19 protein-coding genes are annotated in these 19,769 nt (G+C 57.8%); 8 read left to right on the forward strand and 11 right to left on the reverse strand.

Going from position 1 to position 19,769, the window contains the following annotated elements; all coding sequences use genetic code 11:
* The first annotated feature begins 8 nt into the window (after positions 1-8).
* Together ELY25_RS16470 and ELY25_RS16475 are read left to right on the forward strand one after the other, a co-directional pair.
* On the forward strand, positions 9-2,183 hold the full coding sequence (locus ELY25_RS16470) for a malate synthase G (protein ID WP_126952343.1): 2,175 nt from the start codon (positions 9-11) through the stop codon (positions 2,181-2,183).
* A gap of 67 nt (positions 2,184-2,250) precedes the next feature.
* Positions 2,251-2,664 carry a PaaI family thioesterase gene (locus tag ELY25_RS16475; RefSeq protein WP_126952344.1) on the forward strand — a complete coding sequence of 138 codons (414 nt, stop codon included), beginning with the start codon at positions 2,251-2,253 and terminating at the stop codon, positions 2,662-2,664.
* Between the two features lie 74 nt (positions 2,665-2,738).
* Here the strand turns inward: ELY25_RS16475 and ELY25_RS16480 are convergent, their stop codons facing one another.
* The 5 genes from ELY25_RS16480 to ELY25_RS16500 form a co-directional block, all read right to left on the reverse strand.
* On the reverse strand, positions 2,739-3,707 hold the full coding sequence (locus tag ELY25_RS16480) for a substrate-binding domain-containing protein (RefSeq protein ID WP_126952345.1): 969 nt from the start codon (positions 3,705-3,707) through the stop codon (positions 2,739-2,741).
* Between the two features lie 158 nt (positions 3,708-3,865).
* Positions 3,866-4,858, reverse strand: coding sequence for an ABC transporter permease (locus ELY25_RS16485; RefSeq protein ID WP_126952346.1), 993 nt, complete (start codon positions 4,856-4,858; stop codon positions 3,866-3,868).
* Complete coding sequence (locus ELY25_RS16490) at positions 4,842-6,383, reverse strand: sugar ABC transporter ATP-binding protein (RefSeq protein WP_126952347.1); 1,542 nt, start codon at positions 6,381-6,383, stop codon at positions 4,842-4,844. Before ELY25_RS16490 ends, ELY25_RS16485 begins: the two co-directional genes overlap by 17 nt.
* Positions 6,376-7,566: a Gfo/Idh/MocA family protein gene (locus ELY25_RS16495; protein WP_126952348.1), complete on the reverse strand. Its 1,191-nt coding sequence runs from the start codon at positions 7,564-7,566 to the stop codon at positions 6,376-6,378. Before ELY25_RS16495 ends, ELY25_RS16490 begins: the two co-directional genes overlap by 8 nt.
* A gap of 22 nt (positions 7,567-7,588) precedes the next feature.
* Entirely contained in the window at positions 7,589-8,644 is a 1,056-nt protein-coding gene (locus tag ELY25_RS16500) for a sugar phosphate isomerase/epimerase family protein (RefSeq protein WP_126952595.1), read from the reverse strand.
* 376 nt (positions 8,645-9,020) lie between these two features.
* Between ELY25_RS16500 and ELY25_RS16505 the strand changes: the two genes are divergently transcribed.
* Entirely contained in the window at positions 9,021-10,061 is a 1,041-nt protein-coding gene (locus tag ELY25_RS16505) for a LacI family DNA-binding transcriptional regulator (RefSeq protein WP_126952349.1), read from the forward strand.
* Positions 10,062-10,147: 86 nt separating this feature from the next.
* On the opposite strand, the gene paoC is transcribed toward ELY25_RS16505, so the two are convergent.
* From paoC to ELY25_RS16520, 3 genes are read right to left on the reverse strand one after another with little or no spacing between them, the layout of a single operon-like run.
* Positions 10,148-12,328, reverse strand: coding sequence for an aldehyde oxidoreductase molybdenum-binding subunit PaoC (paoC, locus tag ELY25_RS16510; RefSeq protein ID WP_126952350.1), 2,181 nt, complete (start codon positions 12,326-12,328; stop codon positions 10,148-10,150).
* 3 nt (positions 12,329-12,331) lie between these two features.
* A complete protein-coding gene (locus tag ELY25_RS16515; RefSeq protein WP_126952351.1) occupies positions 12,332-13,282 on the reverse strand; it encodes an FAD binding domain-containing protein in 951 nt (316 codons plus the stop codon).
* Positions 13,279-13,851, reverse strand: coding sequence for a 2Fe-2S iron-sulfur cluster-binding protein (locus ELY25_RS16520; RefSeq protein ID WP_126952352.1), 573 nt, complete (start codon positions 13,849-13,851; stop codon positions 13,279-13,281). Before ELY25_RS16520 ends, ELY25_RS16515 begins: the two co-directional genes overlap by 4 nt.
* A gap of 187 nt (positions 13,852-14,038) precedes the next feature.
* Between ELY25_RS16520 and ELY25_RS16525 the strand changes: the two genes are divergently transcribed.
* Positions 14,039-15,013, forward strand: a complete 975-nt coding sequence (locus ELY25_RS16525; protein ID WP_126952353.1) for an XdhC family protein — start codon at positions 14,039-14,041, stop codon at positions 15,011-15,013.
* Positions 15,003-15,602, forward strand: a complete 600-nt coding sequence (locus ELY25_RS16530; RefSeq protein ID WP_126952354.1) for a nucleotidyltransferase family protein — start codon at positions 15,003-15,005, stop codon at positions 15,600-15,602. The genes ELY25_RS16525 and ELY25_RS16530 overlap by 11 nt, the downstream gene beginning before the upstream one ends.
* An 11-nt stretch (positions 15,603-15,613) precedes the next feature.
* Here ELY25_RS16530 and ELY25_RS16535 read toward each other — a convergent pair whose 3' ends face one another.
* Positions 15,614-15,991 (reverse strand): DUF423 domain-containing protein, encoded by a 378-nt coding sequence (locus ELY25_RS16535; protein WP_126952355.1) that lies wholly within the window; start codon positions 15,989-15,991, stop codon positions 15,614-15,616.
* Positions 15,992-16,136: 145 nt separating this feature from the next.
* Between ELY25_RS16535 and thiS the strand changes: the two genes are divergently transcribed.
* From thiS to trmB, 3 genes are all read left to right on the forward strand, one after another.
* Positions 16,137-16,337, forward strand: a complete 201-nt coding sequence (gene thiS / locus ELY25_RS16540; RefSeq protein WP_126952356.1) for a sulfur carrier protein ThiS — start codon at positions 16,137-16,139, stop codon at positions 16,335-16,337.
* A gap of 65 nt (positions 16,338-16,402) precedes the next feature.
* The gene (locus ELY25_RS16545) at positions 16,403-17,194 is read left to right on the forward strand and encodes a thiazole synthase (protein WP_126952357.1); all 792 of its coding nucleotides are present in this window, start codon (positions 16,403-16,405) and stop codon (positions 17,192-17,194) included.
* An 8-nt stretch (positions 17,195-17,202) separates the two neighbouring features.
* Positions 17,203-17,946 carry a tRNA (guanosine(46)-N7)-methyltransferase TrmB gene (gene trmB, locus ELY25_RS16550; RefSeq protein ID WP_126952358.1) on the forward strand — a complete coding sequence of 248 codons (744 nt, stop codon included), beginning with the start codon at positions 17,203-17,205 and terminating at the stop codon, positions 17,944-17,946.
* A gap of 3 nt (positions 17,947-17,949) precedes the next feature.
* Here the strand turns inward: trmB and ELY25_RS16555 are convergent, their stop codons facing one another.
* Positions 17,950-18,552, reverse strand: a complete 603-nt coding sequence (locus ELY25_RS16555) for a glutathione S-transferase family protein (protein ID WP_126952359.1) — start codon at positions 18,550-18,552, stop codon at positions 17,950-17,952.
* Between the two features lie 280 nt (positions 18,553-18,832).
* Positions 18,833-19,747 (reverse strand): AEC family transporter, encoded by a 915-nt coding sequence (locus tag ELY25_RS16560; RefSeq protein ID WP_126952360.1) that lies wholly within the window; start codon positions 19,745-19,747, stop codon positions 18,833-18,835.
* Positions 19,748-19,769 lie beyond the last annotated feature (22 nt).

A 19,769-nucleotide genomic window follows, 5' to 3' on the forward strand; every position in this document is an offset into this window, starting at 1 on the left:
GAACCCCCATGAGCGAGCGTATCACGCGTCACCGTTTACAGGTGGCCGCCGAGCTGGACCGCTTTATAAACGAGCAGGCTCTACCCGGAACGGGCGTCGATGAAAACGCCTTCTGGTCCGGCGTCGATGCCCTGTTTCATGATCTGATCCCAAAAAATAAACAATTGCTAGCAGAGCGTGACGCGCTGCAGGAGAAACTCGATGCCTGGCACCGTGAAAACCCAGGGCCGGTTAGCGATATGCCTGCCTATCGCGGGTTTCTGAAAGAAATCGGTTACTTGGTAGATGCACCGGCTAACGTGAAAGCCACTACCGCCAATGTTGATCGTGAAGTCGCTGTTCAAGCTGGGCCGCAGTTGGTCGTACCGGTGAGTAATGCACGCTACGCGCTGAACGCCGCCAATGCGCGCTGGGGAAGCCTTTACGATGCGCTCTACGGCACCGATGCTATCTCTGAAGAAGATGGCGCGGAAAAAGGTACAAGCTTTAACCCCAAGCGTGGCGCAAAAGTTATTGCCTACGCGCGTGGCGTTTTGGATCGTGCCGCACCTCTGGCCACCGGCTCCCACCGCGACGCCATTAAATATGTGATTCGCGATGGTCATTTGGTAGTTACCCTGGAAGGCGGCCGGGAAACCGGACTAAAAGATCCAGCCAGGCTGATTGGTTTTAATGGTGAAGTAACTGCGCCTGAGGCGATCCTGCTGGCCAATAATGGCCTACACCTGGAAATCCAGATCGACGCCAGCCACGCTATTGGCAAGACCGACCCGGCAGGCGTAAAAGACGTGGTGGTGGAAGCGGCGCTGACCACCATAATGGATTGCGAAGACTCCGTGGCCGCCGTGGATGCGGAAGACAAGGTCGTTGTTTACAGCAACTGGCTCGGCCTGATGAAGGGCGACCTGGAAGAAAACATTGATAAGGGCGGCAAGACGTTTGCCCGCAAGCTGCACGCTGACCGCACTTGGCAAACCACCGAAGGCGGCAAGGTGACCCTGCCCGGCCGCTCGCTGATGTTCGTGCGCAATGTGGGCCATTTGATGACCACTCCAGCGATTCTGGATGAAAAAGGCAACGAGTTACCGGAAGGTATTCTGGACGCTGTGGTGACTTCCCTGATCGCTCTGCACGATCTGAAAAAAGACGCTGACCAGCCGCGCAACTCGCGCACCGGCTCTGTTTATATCGTGAAGCCGAAGATGCATGGCCCTGCCGAGGTCGCGTTTGCCAACGAACTGTTTGGCCGCGTGGAAGATATTCTCGGCATGAGCCGCGATACCCTGAAGATGGGCATCATGGACGAAGAACGCCGTACCACGGTAAACCTCAAGGCGTGTATTGCCGAGGCATCGTCACGCGTTGCGTTCATCAATACCGGCTTCCTCGACCGTACCGGTGATGAGATGCACACCGCCATGGAAGCGGGCCCCATGGTACGCAAGGGCGATATGAAAGGTGCCAAATGGATCGCGGCCTACGAGAAGAGCAATGTGCAGGTAGGCCTTGCCTGCGGCCTGCGCAGTCGCGCTCAGATCGGTAAAGGCATGTGGGCCATGCCCGATTTAATGCATAGCATGCTGGAGCAGAAAATCGGCCACCCCAAAGCCGGTGCCAACACGGCCTGGGTACCGTCACCCACGGCGGCTACTCTACACGCGTTGCACTATCATCAGGTAAACGTCATCGGTGTTCAGCGCGAGCTTGAAAGCCAGGGTGAACCTGACTTCCTGGACGATCTGCTCAGCGTGCCAGTGGCTGAAAACGCCAACTGGTCGGATGACGAGATTCAGCAGGAGCTGGATAACAACTGTCAGGGCATTCTGGGCTACGTGGTGCGCTGGGTTGAGCACGGTGTGGGCTGCTCTAAAGTGCCGGATATTCACGACGTAGGCCTAATGGAAGACCGCGCCACGCTGCGTATCTCCAGCCAGCACATTGCCAACTGGCTACATCACGGCGTTGTGGATGAAGCCCGCGTGCAGGAAACCCTCAACCGCATGGCTAAAGTGGTCGATGAGCAAAACGCAGGTGACCCCACCTACACCGCGATGAGCAGTCACTTTGAGGACTCCACCGCCTTCAAGGCGGCATCGGATTTGATCTTCAAAGGCCGCGTGCAGCCGTCGGGCTATACCGAGCCGCTGCTTCACGAATGGCGTCAGGTGCATAAAGCCAAGTAAATTCGTTTCATGGTACAACTAGCCCCAAGGCGCATGCCTTGGGGCTTTTTTATAAGGGATAACAACAATGACCGTCATGACTGTCGAACAGATCGAACACTTTCTGGATGAAGTATTTCCCCAGCGAATGGGCAGAGTTGAAAGCGTGGGCGAGATGAGTGCCACGATGCGCTTAGCGGTAGGTTATGAGCATTTACGCCCCGGGCCCCGGGTTTCCGGCCCCACCATGATGGGTTTTGCCGATGTGGCCCTATATGTGGCAATTCTGGCCCAAATCGGCCCTGAACCCATGGCGGTCACCAGCGATTTCAACTGCCACTTTCTGCGCGCAGCATCAGGTGAGCATGACATTATCGCCCACGCCAAACTGATCAAGCTGGGCCGCCGCTTGGGGGTTGGTGAAGTGCAGGTGTTTTCCGCCGCCGACGAGACCCGCCCGGTGGTGCACGTCACCGCAAGCTACGCCCTGCCCGCTACGTAAACGGCCTGCCAGACAAAACACCCCGCATGTGACTATCCAGTAGCCACACGCGGGGTGTTTGCAGGTCAGATGACTTAGTAAGCCGCTTCTGGCTCGTAGAACTCTTCTACATTGTCAGCGGTAATCAGGTCAGCCGCGAGGATGATCCGTGAAGGCACGCCGTGGTACATATCGCCCAGATGCTCGCCTTTCACGCCGTGTACCGCGAGCGCCATGGCGGACGCAATCATATTCGGTGGGTAGGTAACGGTACCTTTGACCATCGGGTGATCTTCACGAATCATCTCGATGACCCGCTGAGAGCCACCGCCGCCCACAATCAGTTGAATATCGTCGCGGTTATTTTCGTTAATCGCCTGAAGGGCCGCGACCAGCACGTCATCATCACCCGCCCAAATGGCGTCCACTTCCGGGTTACTGCCCAGCAGGTCTTCCGTTACGCTAAGCGCCTGCTGCGGGTTCCAGTCGGTGGTTTGGGAGGCCAGAATATTGATGCCTGGGTAGTTTTCCATCACCCGGTTGAAGGCATCCACACGCTGGCTGTTGATAGGAATGGGCGGGCCTTCCAGCACCAGAATATTACCCTCGCCGCCCAGCTCATCGGCGATATAACGCGCTGCCTGCTCGCCAAGGCCTGGGTTATCACCTGCAATAAAGACATCTTGCGCGGGCGTTTCAAGCTCGCGGTCCACCACGACGGTGTAGATTCCCTCATCGTAGGCTTCTGTAATAACCGCCTGAAGCGTTGCCGGGTTATGCGGCAAAATGACCAGCGCATCCAGGTTACGAATCATTAGATCCTCCACATTGGAAACCTGGGCCGTACCGGAGTTGGCGGAAAGCACGGTAAAACTCACATCTGGATACTTTTCGCTCAGCTCGTTGGCTGCGTTTTGCGCCCACCACAGAAGGCCTGCGGTCCAACCGTGGTCGGCGGACGGTACGGTTACCCCGATATGGTAGTCGTCAGCCAGTGCGACGCTAGACGCACTCGCCAGAGCGGTCGCCAGCGCGGCGGTCTTGAAAAGGCGTGATAGAGTCATTGTTGTTGCTCCCTTTCTCACTTACATCGTGGATGGACGAGCCAGCCCCGCCCAGAGTGATCGTCGGCCCGGTTTGGGCATAGCGACCGAAAAGATCGTTTTTAACGCTAGGTCTGAAAGACGTTTTAAAGACCGTTTTTAAAGACCGTATTAACGAATCAGGCACGCTTGTACTGCAGCAGCACCGCCAGCAAAATTACGCCGCCCTTGACCAGCCCCTGTAAATAAGGGGAAACGCCAGTCAGGTTAAGCATGTTGTTGATGATGCCCAGAATCAGCGCGCCGATAACCGTGCCCCATACCGTACCGCGCCCACCGGAAAGGGCCGTTCCCCCGATGACCACGGCGGCGATGGCATCCAGTTCATAAAAGTAGCCTGCATCACTCGGGCTTACCGAGTTGAGCCGCGAGGTCAGCATAATGGCGGAAAGCCCCACGCAAATACCTGCAATCACAAAGGTGGAGAGCACAATGCGTTCGACCCGAATGCCCGAATAGCGCGCTACCTGGGCATTGGCACCTACCGCACATACATGGCGGCCATAAGGCGTGTGAAACAGCAATATGTGGGCAAGGATAGCCAGGCCAAAGAACACCAGCACGGGAATTGGAATGCCCAGAAAAAAGCCGCCCCCCACGTTTGAGAAGAGCGGGTTGCGGGTTGAAACCTCCGCCGCATCGGTAAAATAGAGCGCCAGCGAGCGAAAGATCGACATACTGGCAAGCGTTACCACAAAGGCTGCTATGCGCCCTCGGGTAACCAATAGGCCATTGAATAGCCCTAACAGCCCGCCCGCCGCGATGGCGGCCAACATGCCGAGAAGCACCGCCTGAATGGGGTCGCTTATGGTATTGATGATGTACAGGATAATCACGCCAACGAGCGCCACCATCGACCCCACGGAAAGGTCGATCCCTCCGGCGATAATCACGAAGGTCATACCGATCGCGATAATGCCGGTATAGGAGACCTGACGCAGCACGTTGGAAATATTGCGTGTATTGAGAAAGTATTCGCTGGCGATGGATGACACCACGAACAGCAGGATCAGCGCCACCAGCGGGGCCAGAATCGTTGCGTTGAGCGGCAGTCTACGCATGCCTTGGCGCGCAACGCCCCCCATCGACTTGGTATTAGGCAATTGTGCCATCGTAATCCCCTACTCGTTCACAGTTGGCGTGCTGTCTTGCACCAGCGGCATACAGCATGATTTGTTCTTCGTTGATATCGTCACCGTTAAGCTCGACGGCAATCCTTCCTTCGCGAATCACCAGAACACGGTCGGCCATACCGATCACCTCCTCAAGCTCGGAAGAGATAACAATAACGGCCTTATTCTGCTCAGTGAGGTCGCGAATCAGCCGATAGATCTGCTGCTTGGCGCTGATATCGATGCCTCGCGTGGGCTCATCGAGAATCAGGATATCGGGATCGATATCCAACAGTTTGGAGAAGTAAACTTTCTGCTGGTTGCCACCACTCAAGAGGCTCACGGGTGCCGCCAGATTGGACGCCTTAATCGCCAGGCGTTGCTGGTAGTGCTCGGCGCGGCGGCGCTCAGCACGATGCTGAATAAAACCGCGCACATAGCGCTTCAGGCTAAGAGCGGTAATGTTCTGCATGACATTAAACGAGAGAATCAGCCCCTTTCCCTGCCGGTCTTCTGAAAGATATGCCAACCCATGGGCATGGGCTTCATTGGGCGAGCGAATATCCACTGTTTGGCCATCAATCAATATCTCGCCACTCGCTTTGCGGCGTAACCCCATGATGGTTTCAGCAATTTCCGTGCGTCCGGCGCCTACCAACCCGGCAAGTCCGAGCACTTCGCCACGGCGTACCTCAAGGTTGATATCGGTAAGCTTGCCTTTAAGGCTCAGGCCACGCACCTGGAGGGCAGGTGGTGCGCCGGTCACGTCCAAGGGGGGCTTGTCAGGATAGATTTGCGATAGCTCACGCCCGACCATCTTGCGCGCCATATCCTCTTCATTAAGCGCCTTGGTCTCACAAAGTTCTACCTGCTTGCCGTCCCGTAAAATCAGCAGCCGGTCACAGAGATCTTTAACCTCTTTAAGCTTGTGAGAAATGAACAGAATCGTGACGCCCTTGGCTACCAGCGCGCGTACCACTCTAAACAGCACGGCGACTTCCCGATCGGTCAGCACCGTGGTCGGCTCATCCAGAATCACGATGCGCGCGTCATTGGCCAGCACTCTGGCGACTTCGACCATCTGCTTTTGGGCCACGCTCAACTGGGCGATAGGGAGTCTGGGGTCCAGGTTTACTTCAAGCGAGCTGAGCAGTTCCTGGGTCCGCTTACGCATGTCGGCGTGGTCAAGGAATCCGTTGCGGCGTACCTCCTGGCCGAGGAAGACGTTTTCATAGACACGCAGCGTGGGTATTAAATTGAATTCCTGGGGGATCATCGCCACGCCGTGAAAGCGGGCGGTGATCGGATCCAGCGCGCTGAATATCTGGCCATTCAGGTAAATCGTGCCGACCGTGGGGGTATAGATACCGCTGATGATTTTTAACAGCGTAGATTTCCCAGCGCCGTTTTCCCCCAGAATACCGATCACCTCACCCGGCATCACGGAAAGGGAAATATCGTCCAGCACTTGAACGGGGCCGAAGGCCTTGCCGATCCCCTCAAGTCTTAAAATAGGCTCACTCATAGAGCGTCCTCTGCAATGTCTTGCGCACAGTGTCGTTAGTACTATGCAGCGGCGTCCAGGCGCTTGCCGCCTGGCTAGAGGTAATAGCCGCTGCAATAAAGCGCATGCCGTCAACGCCGTCATCGATGCCTGGCAACCAGGCCGGACACTCGCCTGACATGTGACCGTCAGCTAGCGCCTGATACAGGTTGGCAAAGGCTTCAATGTAGCCTTCCGGGTGCCCACCCGGCACACGAACGCCCTGGCCAATACCCGCGCTTAACCAATCGTCACGCCGCGTTAAGCGCTGGCTTGGCCCGTTAAGCGGCTTCAGCCACAGTTCGTTGGGCTGCTCCTGGGCCCACTGCAGACTGGCTTTCTCGCCGATGACGCGAATGGTTAACGCGTTCTCATAGCCGGCTGCCGTCTGACTTGCCCACAGCATGCCCCGTGCCCCGCCGTTGAAGCGCAGTAGCGCCTGAACGTTATCGTCAAGTGCCCGACCCGGCACGGCAGTCACCAACTCAGCGCTGACCTCACTGACGCGTTGGCCGCTAATAAACTGGGCCAACTGAAACGCGTGTACACCGATATCCCCCAGACAGCCCGCTGCGCCCGCCTGAGTGGGGTCCAGCCGCCAGGCGGCCTGGCGGTTATCGGCTTCCGGGGGCTCGCTTAGCCACTCCTGAATATACTCGACCTGCACATGGCGAAGCTGACCCAAGGCGCCTTCGGCAATTAACTCACGGGCATGCTGAACCAGCGGGTAACCCGCGTAGTTGTGCATCAGCACAAAGTGGCGCGCGCTTTTCTCAGCCGCCTGGGCCAGCTGTTCAGCTTCCTCGACGCTGAGCGTCATGGGTTTTTCACACACCACGTGGAAGCCCGCTTCCAGGCTTGCCAGCGCCGCCGGGTAATGCAGATGGTTAGGCGTCACAATCGCCACGACCTGGGCGCCATCTTCGCGCGCGGCCTCGCCTGCCAACAGCGCTGCGTAGTCGGCATAGCAGCGCTGCTCATCAATGCCTAACTCGTTGGCGGTAGCCAGGTTGCGTTCGGTCTGGGATGAAAAAGCCCCCGCCACCAGTTCAAAACGGTCATCCAGGCGCGCCGCCATACGGTGCACACCGCCAATAAAAGCGCCTTGGCCGCCGCCTATCATGGCGAGGCGAAGTCTGCGCGGTGTGTTGTTGGTAGTTGTCATTAAGTAATCTCTAAGCGTTAATTTAGCCGAAACCCAGCAGAGTGCGGTTGGCCTCACGATCCGTTCCGGCATCGGCAAAATCATCAAACGCCCGGTCGGTCACCTGAATGATGTGCTCATTCACAAACTTGACGCCTTCCGCCGCGCCTTGCTCAGGGTGCTTGAGCGCACATTCCCACTCGATGACCGCCCAGCCGTCAAAATCGTACTGGGCCAGTTTTGAGAACACCGCCTTGAAATCGACCTGCCCATCGCCCAGAGAGCGAAAGCGACCTGCCCGCTCGACCCAGGAAGTGTAGCCGCCGTAAACGCCCTGCTGGGCAGTAGGGTGAAATTCGGCGTCCTTGACATGGAACATGCGGATATACGGATGGTAGCGATCCAGAAAGGCAAGGTGATCAAGCTGTTGAAGCACAAGATGGGAAGGGTCATACAGCATGCAGCAGCGCGGATGATGGTCCACCGCGGCTAAAAAACGCTCGAAGGTCGCGCCATCATGCAGGTCTTCGCCAGGATGAATCTCAAAGCATAAATCCACGCCCGCAGCATCGAAGGCATCCAGAATAGGACGCCAGCGCTTGGCAAGCTCGGCAAACCCGTCCTCAACCAATCCAGCGGGGCGCTGCGGCCAAGGGTAAAGAAAGGGCCAGAGTAGAGAGCCGGAGAAAGTGGCGTGGGCCTTCAAACCTAGATTGGCGCTGGCCCGTGCGGCAAGCTTCAACTGTTCGGCGGCCCATGCCTGACGTGCAACAGGGTCGCCGTGCAGTTCAGGCGGGGCGAAGCCATCAAACAGGCTATCGTATACCGGGTGCACGGCCACCAGCTGGCCTTGCAGATGCGTTGAAAGCTCACAGATCTCTAGGCCATATCCCGCCAAAAGGGCCTGGATTTCTTGGCAATACGCTTGGCTTTCTGCCGCTTGTTCAAGATCAAAAAACCGTTTATCCAGCGTAGGTATTTGAACCGCTTTAAAGCCCAGCTCTGATGCCCAGCGGGCAATATGCTCCAGGCTATCGAAGGGCGGTTGATCGCCAATGTACTGGGCGAGAAAGAGTGCTGGACCTTTAAGGGTCTTCATCATCTACCTCATTTGTCTTGTTGTTTTAGCGTCAGCAATCAGCGTTGACAACATAATGTAATGGATTACATTGCAGCAGAGGGAAGAAAGCCGGTCAAGCAGTGTCTGAAGAACAGTGAAAATTGATTAACCCCATGATATAAAAATAATTTCTATCTAAATAAGTATATTAAATGGGTGACCTATAGACTAAAGAATAATTATAAATCGCATAATAAAGCAGCAAATACTTATCAAGCTAATCAGAAAGTTAAAGTTACATCACGGTTAAAATGGTCAAGGCATTATGTAAACCTTTACATTTCAGGCATTAGCGCGCCAATATTGTATCTAACCGTCCGCTTATTCCGGCGCGTTTTATCAGGACCATCGTTCAATGTTTAATACCCAAGTAACGGGAAAGCATCCACATAGTGTGCCCACTATCAAGGATGTGGCTAAAGCGGCAGGCTGTTCGACAGCTACTGTGTCACGCGCTCTGGCGACGCCTGAAAAGGTTAGCGATACTACTCGAGAGCGGGTCAACCAGGCGATCGCTCAAGTGGGTTACGCGCCCAATATTGCCGCGCGCAACTTGCGCCGCGCCGAATCCAAAACCATTGTGGCGCTCTTGCCGGATATTTCTAACCCGTTTTTCTCCGAAATTATTAGCGGCATGGAAGATGTTGCCCACCAGGCGGGCTACCAGATATTGATTGGTGACTGCGAACATGACCCGGCGCGCGCAGAGGCCTATTTTCGACTACTTTCGACCAATCAGGCCGACGGCATCGTGCTGCTGACCTCGGAAATTCCCAAGGCGTTGATCAAACAGGCGGATGGCCAGGCGGACTTTCCACTCGTCATGGCGTGTGAATTCTTCAGCGATATCGATCTGCCATTGATTGCTATCGACAACCATCAGGCGAGCTGCCAGGCCATTGATTACCTGGTGTCGCTTGGCCATCAGCGTATTGCCACCCTCACCGGCCCGGCGGGCAACCCTATTTGCCTAGAGCGGCTACGCGGTTATCGCGACACGCTCTCTGCCCACGGCCTTATCGACCAGGCCTGCGTTGCTGAGGGTGATTTTGGTTTTCGGTCCGGCTTTCAGCAGGGGCTGGCGCTTCTGGATAACGCCCAGCGCCCCACCGCGATTTTCTGCCATAGCGATGAGATGGCGATTGGTGTACTCAAGGCGGCTCGCCAGCTAAATATTACAGTGCCCGGTCAGCTGTCGGTGGTCGGCTTTGATAACATCGGGCTGAGCGAATACTGCGAACCCGAGCTGACCACCATCAGCCAGCCGCGTAACGAAATAGGCCAACAGGCCATGCAGTCGCTGCTCCATTTACTGCGCGGCGAGCGTGTTATCCGGCGCCAGACGCTAAGCAGCCACTTGATCGTGCGTAAAAGCACCGGGCGGGTTAGCGATTAGCCATACCGTTATATGCCTGCATAAATAACGCGGGGGCAGTTACCTGCGCCCGCGTTTTAATAGTTGCCGCGCAAACCGCGCCTGGCTTACGCCCCAGGCAGCCGATCAAGCATACGATCCAGTGTCATGGGGTAATCGCGCAGGCGTATGCCGGTAGCGTTGTACATGGCATTGGCCACCGCCGCTGCGCCGCCGCAGATACCCAGCTCACCGACCCCCTTGGCTTTCAAGGGCGTAGAGGCGCCGTCCTGGGTGTCGAGGAAGATGACTTCCTGCTCGGGAATGTCGGCGTGCACCGCTATTTCGTAACCGGCCAGGTCGTGGTTGGTAAAGTACCCACGGTGTGAATCAATGTTCAGGCTCTCGGTCAATGCCGCGCCTATGGCCATGGTCATGCCGCCGATCACCTGACTACGCGCAGTGACAGGGTTCAGGATGCGTCCAGCATCCACGACCGTGAGCGTACGCCTGAGACGGGTTTCGCCGGTATAGGCATGCACCGCCACCTCGACAAAGTGCGCCGCGAAGGTGCCGATCTCAAGCTCGTCCTTGAAATCCCCAAAGTGCAGCGTATCTTCGCCCACCAGCTCTTCATTCGGGACCACGTCACGTAGCGCCACGCGCTTGTCATCGGTCACCACTTGGCCATTTTCGAACCTCGCCGACCCGACGCCCAGGCGCTTGGTGATCTCGCCTTGCAGTGCCACACACGCCGCATAAACCCCTGCGGTGGAGCTGGCCGCGCCCATCTGGCCACCGGAACCGGACGCCGCCGGGTAGGCGCTGTTGCCCAAACGCACTTCCACATCGTCCATCTCCAGGCCCATGGTTTCAGCGGCAGTCTGGGCGATGATGGTGTAGGAACCGGTGCCGATATCGGTCATGTCGGTCTCGACGATCAGCCGCCCTTCGCTCAACCGTACCCGGGCACCGGAATCCAGCGTCGGCGCACCGCGGTAGGCACCGGCCATGCCCTGGCCAATCAGCCACTGCCCTTCACGCTTACCGCCTGGCGTAGTGTTACGCGCGCTCCAGTTGAATACCTCGGCGCCCTTGCGCAAGCACTCGACGAAGTGGCGGTCGCTATAGCGTTTGGAAGGTTCTTCGGGGTTGACCTGGGTATCGTTGAGAATCCGAAACTCCACTGGGTCCATTCCCAGCTTCTCAGCCATTTCATCCATGGCGATTTCCAGCACGGCCAAGCCTGAAGCTTCGCCGGGGGCACGCATGTCGGCGGCCTCGGGCAGGTTCATGTCGATGGCGTGGTGCGCCACACGGCGGTTTTCGCCAGCGTAGAAGCAGCGCGTCTGGTTGACCGCATCTTCACCACTGCCGCCAGGCAGCGTATGGGAGATCGCCGAGTGATCGAAGGCAGTGATCCGACCATCCTTACCCGAGGCGATGCGCAGCCGCTGCACGGTACCGGAGCGATGGGTGGCGTTATTGAAGATAAACGAGCGTGGCAGCGCCACCTTCACCGGGCGTCCGGTTTCTCTTGAGCCAAGCGCGGCGAGCACAGCGTCAGCGCGCAGCCACAGCTTGCCCCCAAAACCGCCACCGATGTAGGGGCTTTCCAGACGGATGTTGGCCGGATCGAGCTCAAACGTGGTGGCCAGCGCCTTACGGGTCCACTTGATCATCTGATTCGAGGTCCAGAGCGTCATGTTCTTGCCGTCGCACCAGTCCGCGATTGTCGCGTGGGGCTCCATCATGGCGTGGCTTTGCGAGGCGGTGTGGTAGGTCTCATCAAGCGTGACCTCGGCACTGTCAAAGGCCGCGTCCACATCGCCCACGTGCGAAACCACATCTCTATCCTGTAGCCGCTTCCAAGCATCATCCAGATCGAACTCGCCCGGGGTCTCTTCGTACTCTACCTCGATGAGCGACGTAGCTGCCCGGGCCTGCTCCAGCGTGTCAGCTACCACCACGGCAATCGCCTGGTGGTAGTGTTCGATTATGTCGCCGCCAAACAGCTTGGCGACGTTGCTTTCGGCACGGGGCAGCTCGTCGATATCCAGCGCCGTGATCACCGCCGCCACGCCTTCAGCGTTACGCGCTGCCGTTGCATCCATGCGGGTAATACGCCCTTTGGCGATACTCGACCCCAGCGGGTAACCCACCAATGGATTATCCGCTACGTCATGTCGCTCGTAGGCGTAGGGTGCCGTGCCGGTCACTTTCAGTGCGCCATCGACCCGGGTATGGGGCTTACCGATGATCCGGGCGTGGTCAAAGAGATTCTCATCGGCTGATTGATTAAAATCCATACATCACTCCTTTGCCAGCAGGGCGGCCAGCGTACGCTCGGCAAGTGTCAGCTTATAGGCGTTCTCATCGGTGGGGCGCGCGCCGTCCAGAAGCTTTGTCATCACCGCTTTGGCACCGTTGCCAAGCTCGGCATCAGCCTCATCACGCCGCCAGGGTTTATGCGCTACGCCACCCAGCGCTACACGGCCCTTGCCGTCGTCGGTTTCGATCAGCGCCACCGACACCAGCGCAAAGGCGTAAGAGGCGCGATCGCGTACCTTGTAGTATTGCTGGCGCCCGCCTACTGGGGCAGGAAGTACCACGCCGGTGATGATCTCACCCGGTTCCAGCACGTTCTCCACGTCCGGGGTGTCGCCGGGAAGCCGGTAGAACTCATCAAGCGTGAGCCTGCGCGTCTGCCCCTGGGGATTGATGGTTTCCACCTCGGCATCCAGCACGCGAAGGGCCACCGCCATATCCGATGGGTGCGTCGCAATGCAGTGTTCTGACGTACCGATGACACCCAGCTGGCGGGTATCGGCGCCCTCGTCGAGCGCGGCGCAGCCAGCCCCGGGCTCGCGCTTGTTACAGGGCATTGCCGTATCGTAGAAGTAAGGGCAGCGGGTACGCTGCAGAAGATTGCCGCCGGTAGAGGCCTTGTTACGCAGCTGGGTTGATGCGCCGGAGAACAGCGCTCGGCTGAGTACCGGGTAGTCGCGCCGAATGCGCTCATTGGCGGCCAAGGCGGTGTTGCTCACCAGCGCCCCGATACGTACACCGCCCTCATCGGTCTCGGTAATATCGTCAAGGCCGGTTTGCGTGATATCAATCAGATGCAGTGGCACTTCGATTTCGTGCTTCATTAGATCGAGCAAATTGGTGCCGCCAGCAATGAATTTGGCGCCTGGCACTTCAAAGGCGCGCGCCGCCGCCTGAGCGGCATCATCAATGCGCTCATAGGAAAAGGCTTTCATGAGCGCTCCTTGGCTACTTGATCTTTGGCAACCTGGTTGATGGCTTTCAAGATGTTGGCGTAGGCACCACAGCGGCACAGGTTGCCGGACATGCGCTCGCGGATCTCCTCATCGCTGATCTCGATGGGTCCATTGAGCTCTTTGGTCACGTGGCTCGGGATACCGGCACGGATCTCATCAAGCGTCGCCCTGGCCGAGCAGATCTGGCCCGGCGTGCAGTAGCCACATTGAAAGGCGTCGTTATCGATGAACGCCTGCTGCATGGGATCCATGTGCTCGACATCGCCCACGCCTTCAATGGTGGTGATCTCGTCGTCCTGGTGCATTATCGCCAGGGTCAAGCAGGCGTTCACCCGCTCGCCGTTGATATAAACCGTACATGCTCCACACTGACCAAGATCGCAGCCTTTTTTGGAGCCGGTAAGTTTCAGGTGTTCGCGCAGGGTGTCCAGCAGCGTGGTGCGATTATCAAGCTCTAGCTCGTGGCGCTGGCCGTTGATCGACAGGACAACCGCGGAGCGGGTCGTGGCGCTTTCACGATGCTTCTCGAACGTCGTCGTTGAGGTCATTTGAATTGCCTTTAATTTTCGTTGCTATCGCCTAGTCACGGTCATGACGAAGTAAGCATAGTCACAATTAAAGCCACCAGCCCAATTCTTCTGGCACTCCCGCCTAGGCGCGCAATTGGTCTACGCTAGAGTGCATATAGATACCCGGCCCGGCTTGCAGGCCGTTGAACAAGGAACGCGTGACTCAATGCAACACCTAGACCTTAAGGTCATCGAACAAGCGCTGACATGGTGTAAAAAGGGGGAGACGATCTGGCTTTGTACCGTACTGGAAACCTTCGGTTCATCGCCTCGGGCGCCGGGCTCGTGGCTGGTCGCAACCTCGCGCGGCGAGCATATCGGCTCGCTCTCGGGCGGCTGTGTGGAGGAGGATTTTCTCGAAAGGCTCAAGAACGGTGCCTTCGAGAAGCCCATCACCACAACCCGCTACGGCGACACGGCAGACAGCGATGCTCCAGGCGTGGCGCTGCCCTGTGGCGGCGTGCTGGATGTATTGGTGGAGCGGCTGGCGCCCACTGCCGAGACCCGCGAACACCTGAGCGTGGTTTTAAACGCGCTCAAGGGCCACGAGCCGCTGATGCGTAGGATTAACACATCAAGCGGCGAGCGCGTTTTTCACCCGGCCCCACCCACCGGGCCGCGTGTTGCGAGACAAGGTGACGCTATCAGCATGCGCGTCTCCCCGGCTCACCGGCTGGTCATCGCCGGTATTTCGTCTATAACCACGCCGTGTGCGGCCTTTGCCGTGACGCTTGGGTATGAAGTGATTGTCTGCGACCCGAATGAGGCCGCCTGCGCTCGCTTTAACGTGCCCGGCGTCCGGGTGGAGGCCTTGCTGCCCTCGTCGTATATTTCACCAGACACCTGCCATGACGCCACCGCAGTGGTCGCGCTCACCCATGACCCACGTATTGATGACCTGGCGATGATGGAAGCCGTGAGCACGTCCGCCTTTTATATCGGCGTGATGGGATCACTGCGCACCTCGGCGGCGCGGGCGGCGCGGCTGGCACGCTCCGGCGGGCTGAGCGAGACAGAAATCGCGCGTATCCATATGCCGATTGGCCTGGCACTGGGCAGCAAGACGCCTGCCGAAATCGCCCTGGCCGTTATGGCCGATATTGTGCGCGTTCAGCATGGCAGAGCGCACGATGAGCTCTAGCCGCGTTGCGGCCTTGCTGATGGCCGCAGGCTACTCGCGCCGCTTTGGGCCAGACGATAAACGCTGTGCGCTTCTGCCGGATGGCCATTCTTTACTAGCAACGTCGGCTGCCAACGCCCAAAAAGCGTTTACCCACCTGCGGGTGGCCGTGCGTGAAGAGGACGACCCGGCTTTATTGGGTCTTCCCAAAGACGTGACGCTGGTGCGCGTTCGCGAGGCGAACCTTGGCCTGGGGGCAAGCCTGGCAGAAGCGGTGGGCATAATGAGCCATGACTCAAGCCTTGATGACATTGACGCCGTGGCAATCCTGCTCGGCGATATGCCTTACCTTGAGACAGGGACGCTGCTGGCCCTGCAACGCCAGGCTTCTCGCGATACCATCGTACGGCCCTGCTTTGAAGGCCGCCCGGGGCACCCGGTTATTTTCGGACGGACAATGTGGCCTGCGCTTGAGAGACTCAGCGGCGGTGACGGCGCCAAGAGCGTGATCAAGCAGTACGCCTCACGCTTGCGGGAATGCCCGGTAGCAGATGCGGGCATCTTACGTGATATCGATGCGCCAGCGGATCTACCAGGGTTGTTTAGCTAGAGGCTTCCAGGTTAAGGGCTTCTGAGCACCGCCACGGCTAGCATCAGCCACCCGGCAATCAACAGAGCGCCGCCTAACGGCGTGACGATGCCCACATTCAAACCAGCCATCGCCATGGCATAAAGCGAGCCGGAGAAACCCACCATTCCCAACCCCCACAGTGCAACCGGCCACTGCCAGCCCTTGAAGCCAAACACGCGCTGACCGACCAGCACCACCATAATCGCCAGTGTGTGCCAGGCCTGATAACGCACGCCGGTTTCAGCCGCATGCACCAGTTCGGCACTGGCCCGTAGCGCCAGACCGTGGGCCGCGTAAGCTCCCACCATGACCGTGACAGCCCCGGAGAGCGCGATCAGGCACCAAATGATTCGTTCATTACGTTGCATTGCTGCTCCTTTCAAGGTGTTACCGCGCCTGTATAAGCGAGCGTGCGACTCGGCATACCTTGCGCCGCGGGAAACCGCTACAATAGAGGCACTTTATGGTATTTCGCTAGGGTTAGCCCTATGCCTCGATAGACGAGACAGTTTTATGCACATTCAACTCAATGGCGAGCCTTACACGCTGGAAGCGGGCCTTACGGCTGCGGATCTAATTGATCAATTGGCGCTTACTGGTCGGCGGGTCGCAGTAGAGATCAACGAAGAGATCGTACCGCGCAGCCAGCTGGCCACCACTCCCTTGGCCGAAGATGACCAGGTAGAAGTGGTGCATGCCATTGGCGGTGGCTAGCCCGCAGTCCTCATGACTCTTCCACTGGCTACGCCCTATTTCTCGCGCTTTATCCAGGATTCGCTATGACACTTCAAAACGATACGCCGTTTACTATCGCCGGACGTAATTTTAGTTCTCGCCTGCTGGTAGGTACCGGCAAATATAAAGACTTCGACGAGACCGGTGCGGCCATTGCCGAAAGCGGCGCCGAGATCGTCACCTTTGCCGTACGCCGTACCAACCTAGGCCAGGAAGCCGGGCCCAATCTGCTCGACGTGATTTCGCCGTCGCGCTACACCCTGCTGCCTAATACGGCAGGCTGCTACACCGCCAAAGACGCCGTGCGTACCTGCCGCCTAGCCCGCGAACTGCTGGATGGCCACAACTTGGTCAAGCTGGAAGTGCTGGGCGATGAGACCACGCTCTACCCCAACGTGGTGGAAACCCTGAAAGCTGCCGAGACGCTTTTGGCTGATGGTTTTGACGTCATGGTGTACACCAGCGATGACCCGATTGTAGCCCGCGCGCTTGAAGCCATGGGCTGCTGCGCCATCATGCCGCTGGGTTCCTTGATTGGCTCGGGCCACGGCATCCAGAACCCGCACAATGTGCGCCTGATTGTTGAACAGAGCAGCGTGCCGGTACTCGTGGATGCCGGTATCGGCACGGCGTCTGACGCGGCCATGGCTATGGAGCTGGGTTGTGATGGCGTGCTGCTCAATACCGCCATTGCCCACGCGCGTGAGCCGCTGCGCATGGCGCGAGCCATGAAGAGCGCAGTAGAAGCGGGGCGCGATGCGTTCCTGGCCGGACGCATGCCGCGTCGCCAAACGGCAGACCCATCATCACCTTTTGCTGGCCGCATTAACGGTTAAGAGATTTTATGACTGATATTAAAAGTACTGATGAGTCCTCAACCGGGCCAGAAAGCGCTGAAGCGCCGCTGCATCGTCGCGGTATTAAAAGCTATGTGATCCGTGCCGGGCGCATGACTCAGGCTCAGAACCGGGGCCTTGAAGACGTATGGCCGCGCTTTGGCCTGACAATTGACGACGGCCTGCAGGACCTGACCGCGCTATTCGGCCGGGAAGCTCCCCGCGTGGTTGAAATCGGTTTTGGCATGGGCAATTCGCTGATCGAGCAGGCAGAAACCCACCCGGATACTGACTTTATTGGTATCGAAGTGCATTCGCCGGGCGTGGGAAAGCTGCTTGATGAAGTGGACAAGCGCGGCCTGACCAACCTGCGTATCTACAAGGAAGATGCCCTGGCCGTGCTGGAAAAGTGCCTGCCGGAAGGCTCACTGACCACTGTGCAGCTGTTCTTTCCCGACCCCTGGCCGAAGAAAAAGCACCACAAGCGGCGCATTGTGCAGCCCGCGTTTGTGGAGCTGATTCGCACCCGCCTGCAACCCGGTGGCACCTTCCATATGGCGACCGACTGGGAAGCCTACGCCGAGTGGATGGCCGAGGTAATGGAAGCTGCCCCGGGCTACGCCAACACGGCCGGTACCGACACGACACCCTATGTGCCGCGCCCCACCTTTCGCCCGCTAACCAAGTTTGAAGCCCGCGGTGAGAAGCTTGGGCACGGCGTTTGGGATTTGATTTATCAGCGTAAGGCGTAAGCCTCAGACGAAGGCCGTCAGCGTAAAGCTCTCGCTGGCGGCCACCCTGGCATGCCAGGCGCTCAGCGCGGGGCAGCGGTTCTCCCAATCGAATTCGGGCAAGCGAAAGCTTAAATAACTAAGCGCCACGGCCACTGCAATTACTCCTAAGGTGCGTTCGCTATTACCGTTTACTACGCAGGGGTGGGTCTCAAGCGTTATTAACGCTCGTTCAATCGCCTTTAAACGGCGCCTTCCCAATAGCGTTTCATCCACATCGCGTCCGCCGTGCTTTCGGCTAATTACGACGTTAAACGCCGCATCCATCAACCCCTGGCCTAAGCCTGACAGAGCCAGTGTTTTAGCCTGTGCATTAGTGGGTACCAACATTGCCCCTTCACCCAGCGTATCCAGATAGAGCGCAATCAGCAGTGATTCGGTCAGTACTTCACCTTCATCATTCACCAGTGTTGGAATGCGGCTTAGCGGCGCAATCTGCAAAAGCTCGCTATCTTCCGCCCAGGGGTCGCACCAGCAAAGCTCCACCTGCTCTATCAGGCGTTTCTCATAAAGGCAGACACGTACGATACGGGCATAGGGGGAAGTGGCATTAAGGTAAAGCTGCACAGTAACCTCCTTGATAACGTCGTAATGACTAGCAGCTTGCTAGGCAAACGCTATTAGCGCAATACGCTCAAGGTCGCTTGAGGGGCCCCAGAAAAAAGAAAGCCACTCCAAGGGAGTGGCAAAAGACCGTGACTAGCAATGAGAGGGAGAAACCATGACAGCAAACTGGCGGTTTTCTGTCGTGGTCTGTAGCGACTCATTAAACGCTACAATCACAATATAATAATTCGCATTTACCCCGTCAACACAAATGCGAATAATTTTTATTTATTTTTGCATCTTAGCCGGCTAACTGTAGCCACAACGGTAGGGTGAGCATGGCAAGCAGCGTTTGTCCGGTGATAATCGCGGCCATCAGCTCGGCATCGCCGCCCAGCTGGCGGGCCAGAATATATGCCGAGGTTGCCGTGGGAAGCGCGGCAAACAGCAGGGCTACATCACGGCTGATGGTATCTAAGCCTAACGCCCAGGCCAGCGCCAGTACCAAGGCGGGCATTAAAAACAGCTTGATGCTGTTGGTCGCTAGCACGCCGCGGTCGATACGTAACAGTGCGGTCGGACGTAGTGCTACGCCTACGGCAATCAGCCCCAAGGGTAGCGCCGCCTGCCCCAATAACTTCACGGTATCTCCGCTCCACCCAGGCAGGCCAATGCCGCTCAGGTTTAACCCTATCCCCGCAAGGCAAGCGAGTATCAGTGGGTTTTTTACCAGAGCCATCACGCTCTTGCCCATGCTAGCGTGGCCCAACGTGCCTGCCGCCACAAAGCTTGCCACGCACATCACGTTAACCACGGGCACCATAAGCGCTACGGCCACCGCGGCAGTAGTCGCTCCTGGTCCACCATGCAGCGCGGCGGCGCCAGCGACGCCAACATAGGTATTAAAGCGTACAGCGCCTTGAAAGACTGACGTAAAGGCCGCAGGTGTCAGCCGTAGCCAACCCCGAAAGTTCCAGATCAGCACGCCGAACAGCACCATGGCGCCCAGTAGCACCAGCGCCAGTCGGCCTACCGGCACCTGACTGACATCAGCGGTCGCCAGCGTTCCTACCAGCATGGCCGGGAACAGCACAAAGTAAATCAGCCGCTCCATCTGCGACCAAAAATCCGTGCTCGGCCAGCGCCAGTAGCCCAGGCCCGTTCCCAGAAGAATCAGCAGAAACAGGGGCCCAAGGGCCGCGGTAATACTCTCCATGGCGTTTCCTTATTGACTGCGA

It is taken from the genome of Vreelandella populi, assembly GCF_003989825.1.
GTDB classification, from domain to species: Bacteria; Pseudomonadota; Gammaproteobacteria; order Pseudomonadales; family Halomonadaceae; genus Vreelandella; species Vreelandella populi.

What these genes read in the sequence shown, in the direction of transcription:
- ELY25_RS16470 (WP_126952343.1), top strand. Translation starts at nt 9, where the DNA reads ATGAGCGAGCGTATCACGCGTCACCGTTTACAGGTGGCCGCCGAGCTG.
- ELY25_RS16475 (WP_126952344.1), top strand. Translation starts at nt 2,251, where the DNA reads ATGACCGTCATGACTGTCGAACAGATCGAACACTTTCTGGATGAAGTA.
- ELY25_RS16480 (WP_126952345.1), bottom strand. Translation starts at nt 3,707, where the DNA reads ATGACTCTATCACGCCTTTTCAAGACCGCCGCGCTGGCGACCGCTCTG.
- ELY25_RS16485 (WP_126952346.1), bottom strand. Translation starts at nt 4,858, where the DNA reads ATGGCACAATTGCCTAATACCAAGTCGATGGGGGGCGTTGCGCGCCAA.
- ELY25_RS16490 (WP_126952347.1), bottom strand. Translation starts at nt 6,383, where the DNA reads ATGAGTGAGCCTATTTTAAGACTTGAGGGGATCGGCAAGGCCTTCGGC.
- ELY25_RS16495 (WP_126952348.1), bottom strand. Translation starts at nt 7,566, where the DNA reads ATGACAACTACCAACAACACACCGCGCAGACTTCGCCTCGCCATGATA.
- ELY25_RS16500 (WP_126952595.1), bottom strand. Translation starts at nt 8,644, where the DNA reads ATGAAGACCCTTAAAGGTCCAGCACTCTTTCTCGCCCAGTACATTGGC.
- ELY25_RS16505 (WP_126952349.1), top strand. Translation starts at nt 9,021, where the DNA reads ATGTTTAATACCCAAGTAACGGGAAAGCATCCACATAGTGTGCCCACT.
- paoC (WP_126952350.1), bottom strand. Translation starts at nt 12,328, where the DNA reads ATGGATTTTAATCAATCAGCCGATGAGAATCTCTTTGACCACGCCCGG.
- ELY25_RS16515 (WP_126952351.1), bottom strand. Translation starts at nt 13,282, where the DNA reads ATGAAAGCCTTTTCCTATGAGCGCATTGATGATGCCGCTCAGGCGGCG.
- ELY25_RS16520 (WP_126952352.1), bottom strand. Translation starts at nt 13,851, where the DNA reads ATGACCTCAACGACGACGTTCGAGAAGCATCGTGAAAGCGCCACGACC.
- ELY25_RS16525 (WP_126952353.1), top strand. Translation starts at nt 14,039, where the DNA reads ATGCAACACCTAGACCTTAAGGTCATCGAACAAGCGCTGACATGGTGT.
- ELY25_RS16530 (WP_126952354.1), top strand. Translation starts at nt 15,003, where the DNA reads ATGAGCTCTAGCCGCGTTGCGGCCTTGCTGATGGCCGCAGGCTACTCG.
- ELY25_RS16535 (WP_126952355.1), bottom strand. Translation starts at nt 15,991, where the DNA reads ATGCAACGTAATGAACGAATCATTTGGTGCCTGATCGCGCTCTCCGGG.
- thiS (WP_126952356.1), top strand. Translation starts at nt 16,137, where the DNA reads ATGCACATTCAACTCAATGGCGAGCCTTACACGCTGGAAGCGGGCCTT.
- ELY25_RS16545 (WP_126952357.1), top strand. Translation starts at nt 16,403, where the DNA reads ATGACACTTCAAAACGATACGCCGTTTACTATCGCCGGACGTAATTTT.
- trmB (WP_126952358.1), top strand. Translation starts at nt 17,203, where the DNA reads ATGACTGATATTAAAAGTACTGATGAGTCCTCAACCGGGCCAGAAAGC.
- ELY25_RS16560 (WP_126952360.1), bottom strand. Translation starts at nt 19,747, where the DNA reads ATGGAGAGTATTACCGCGGCCCTTGGGCCCCTGTTTCTGCTGATTCTT.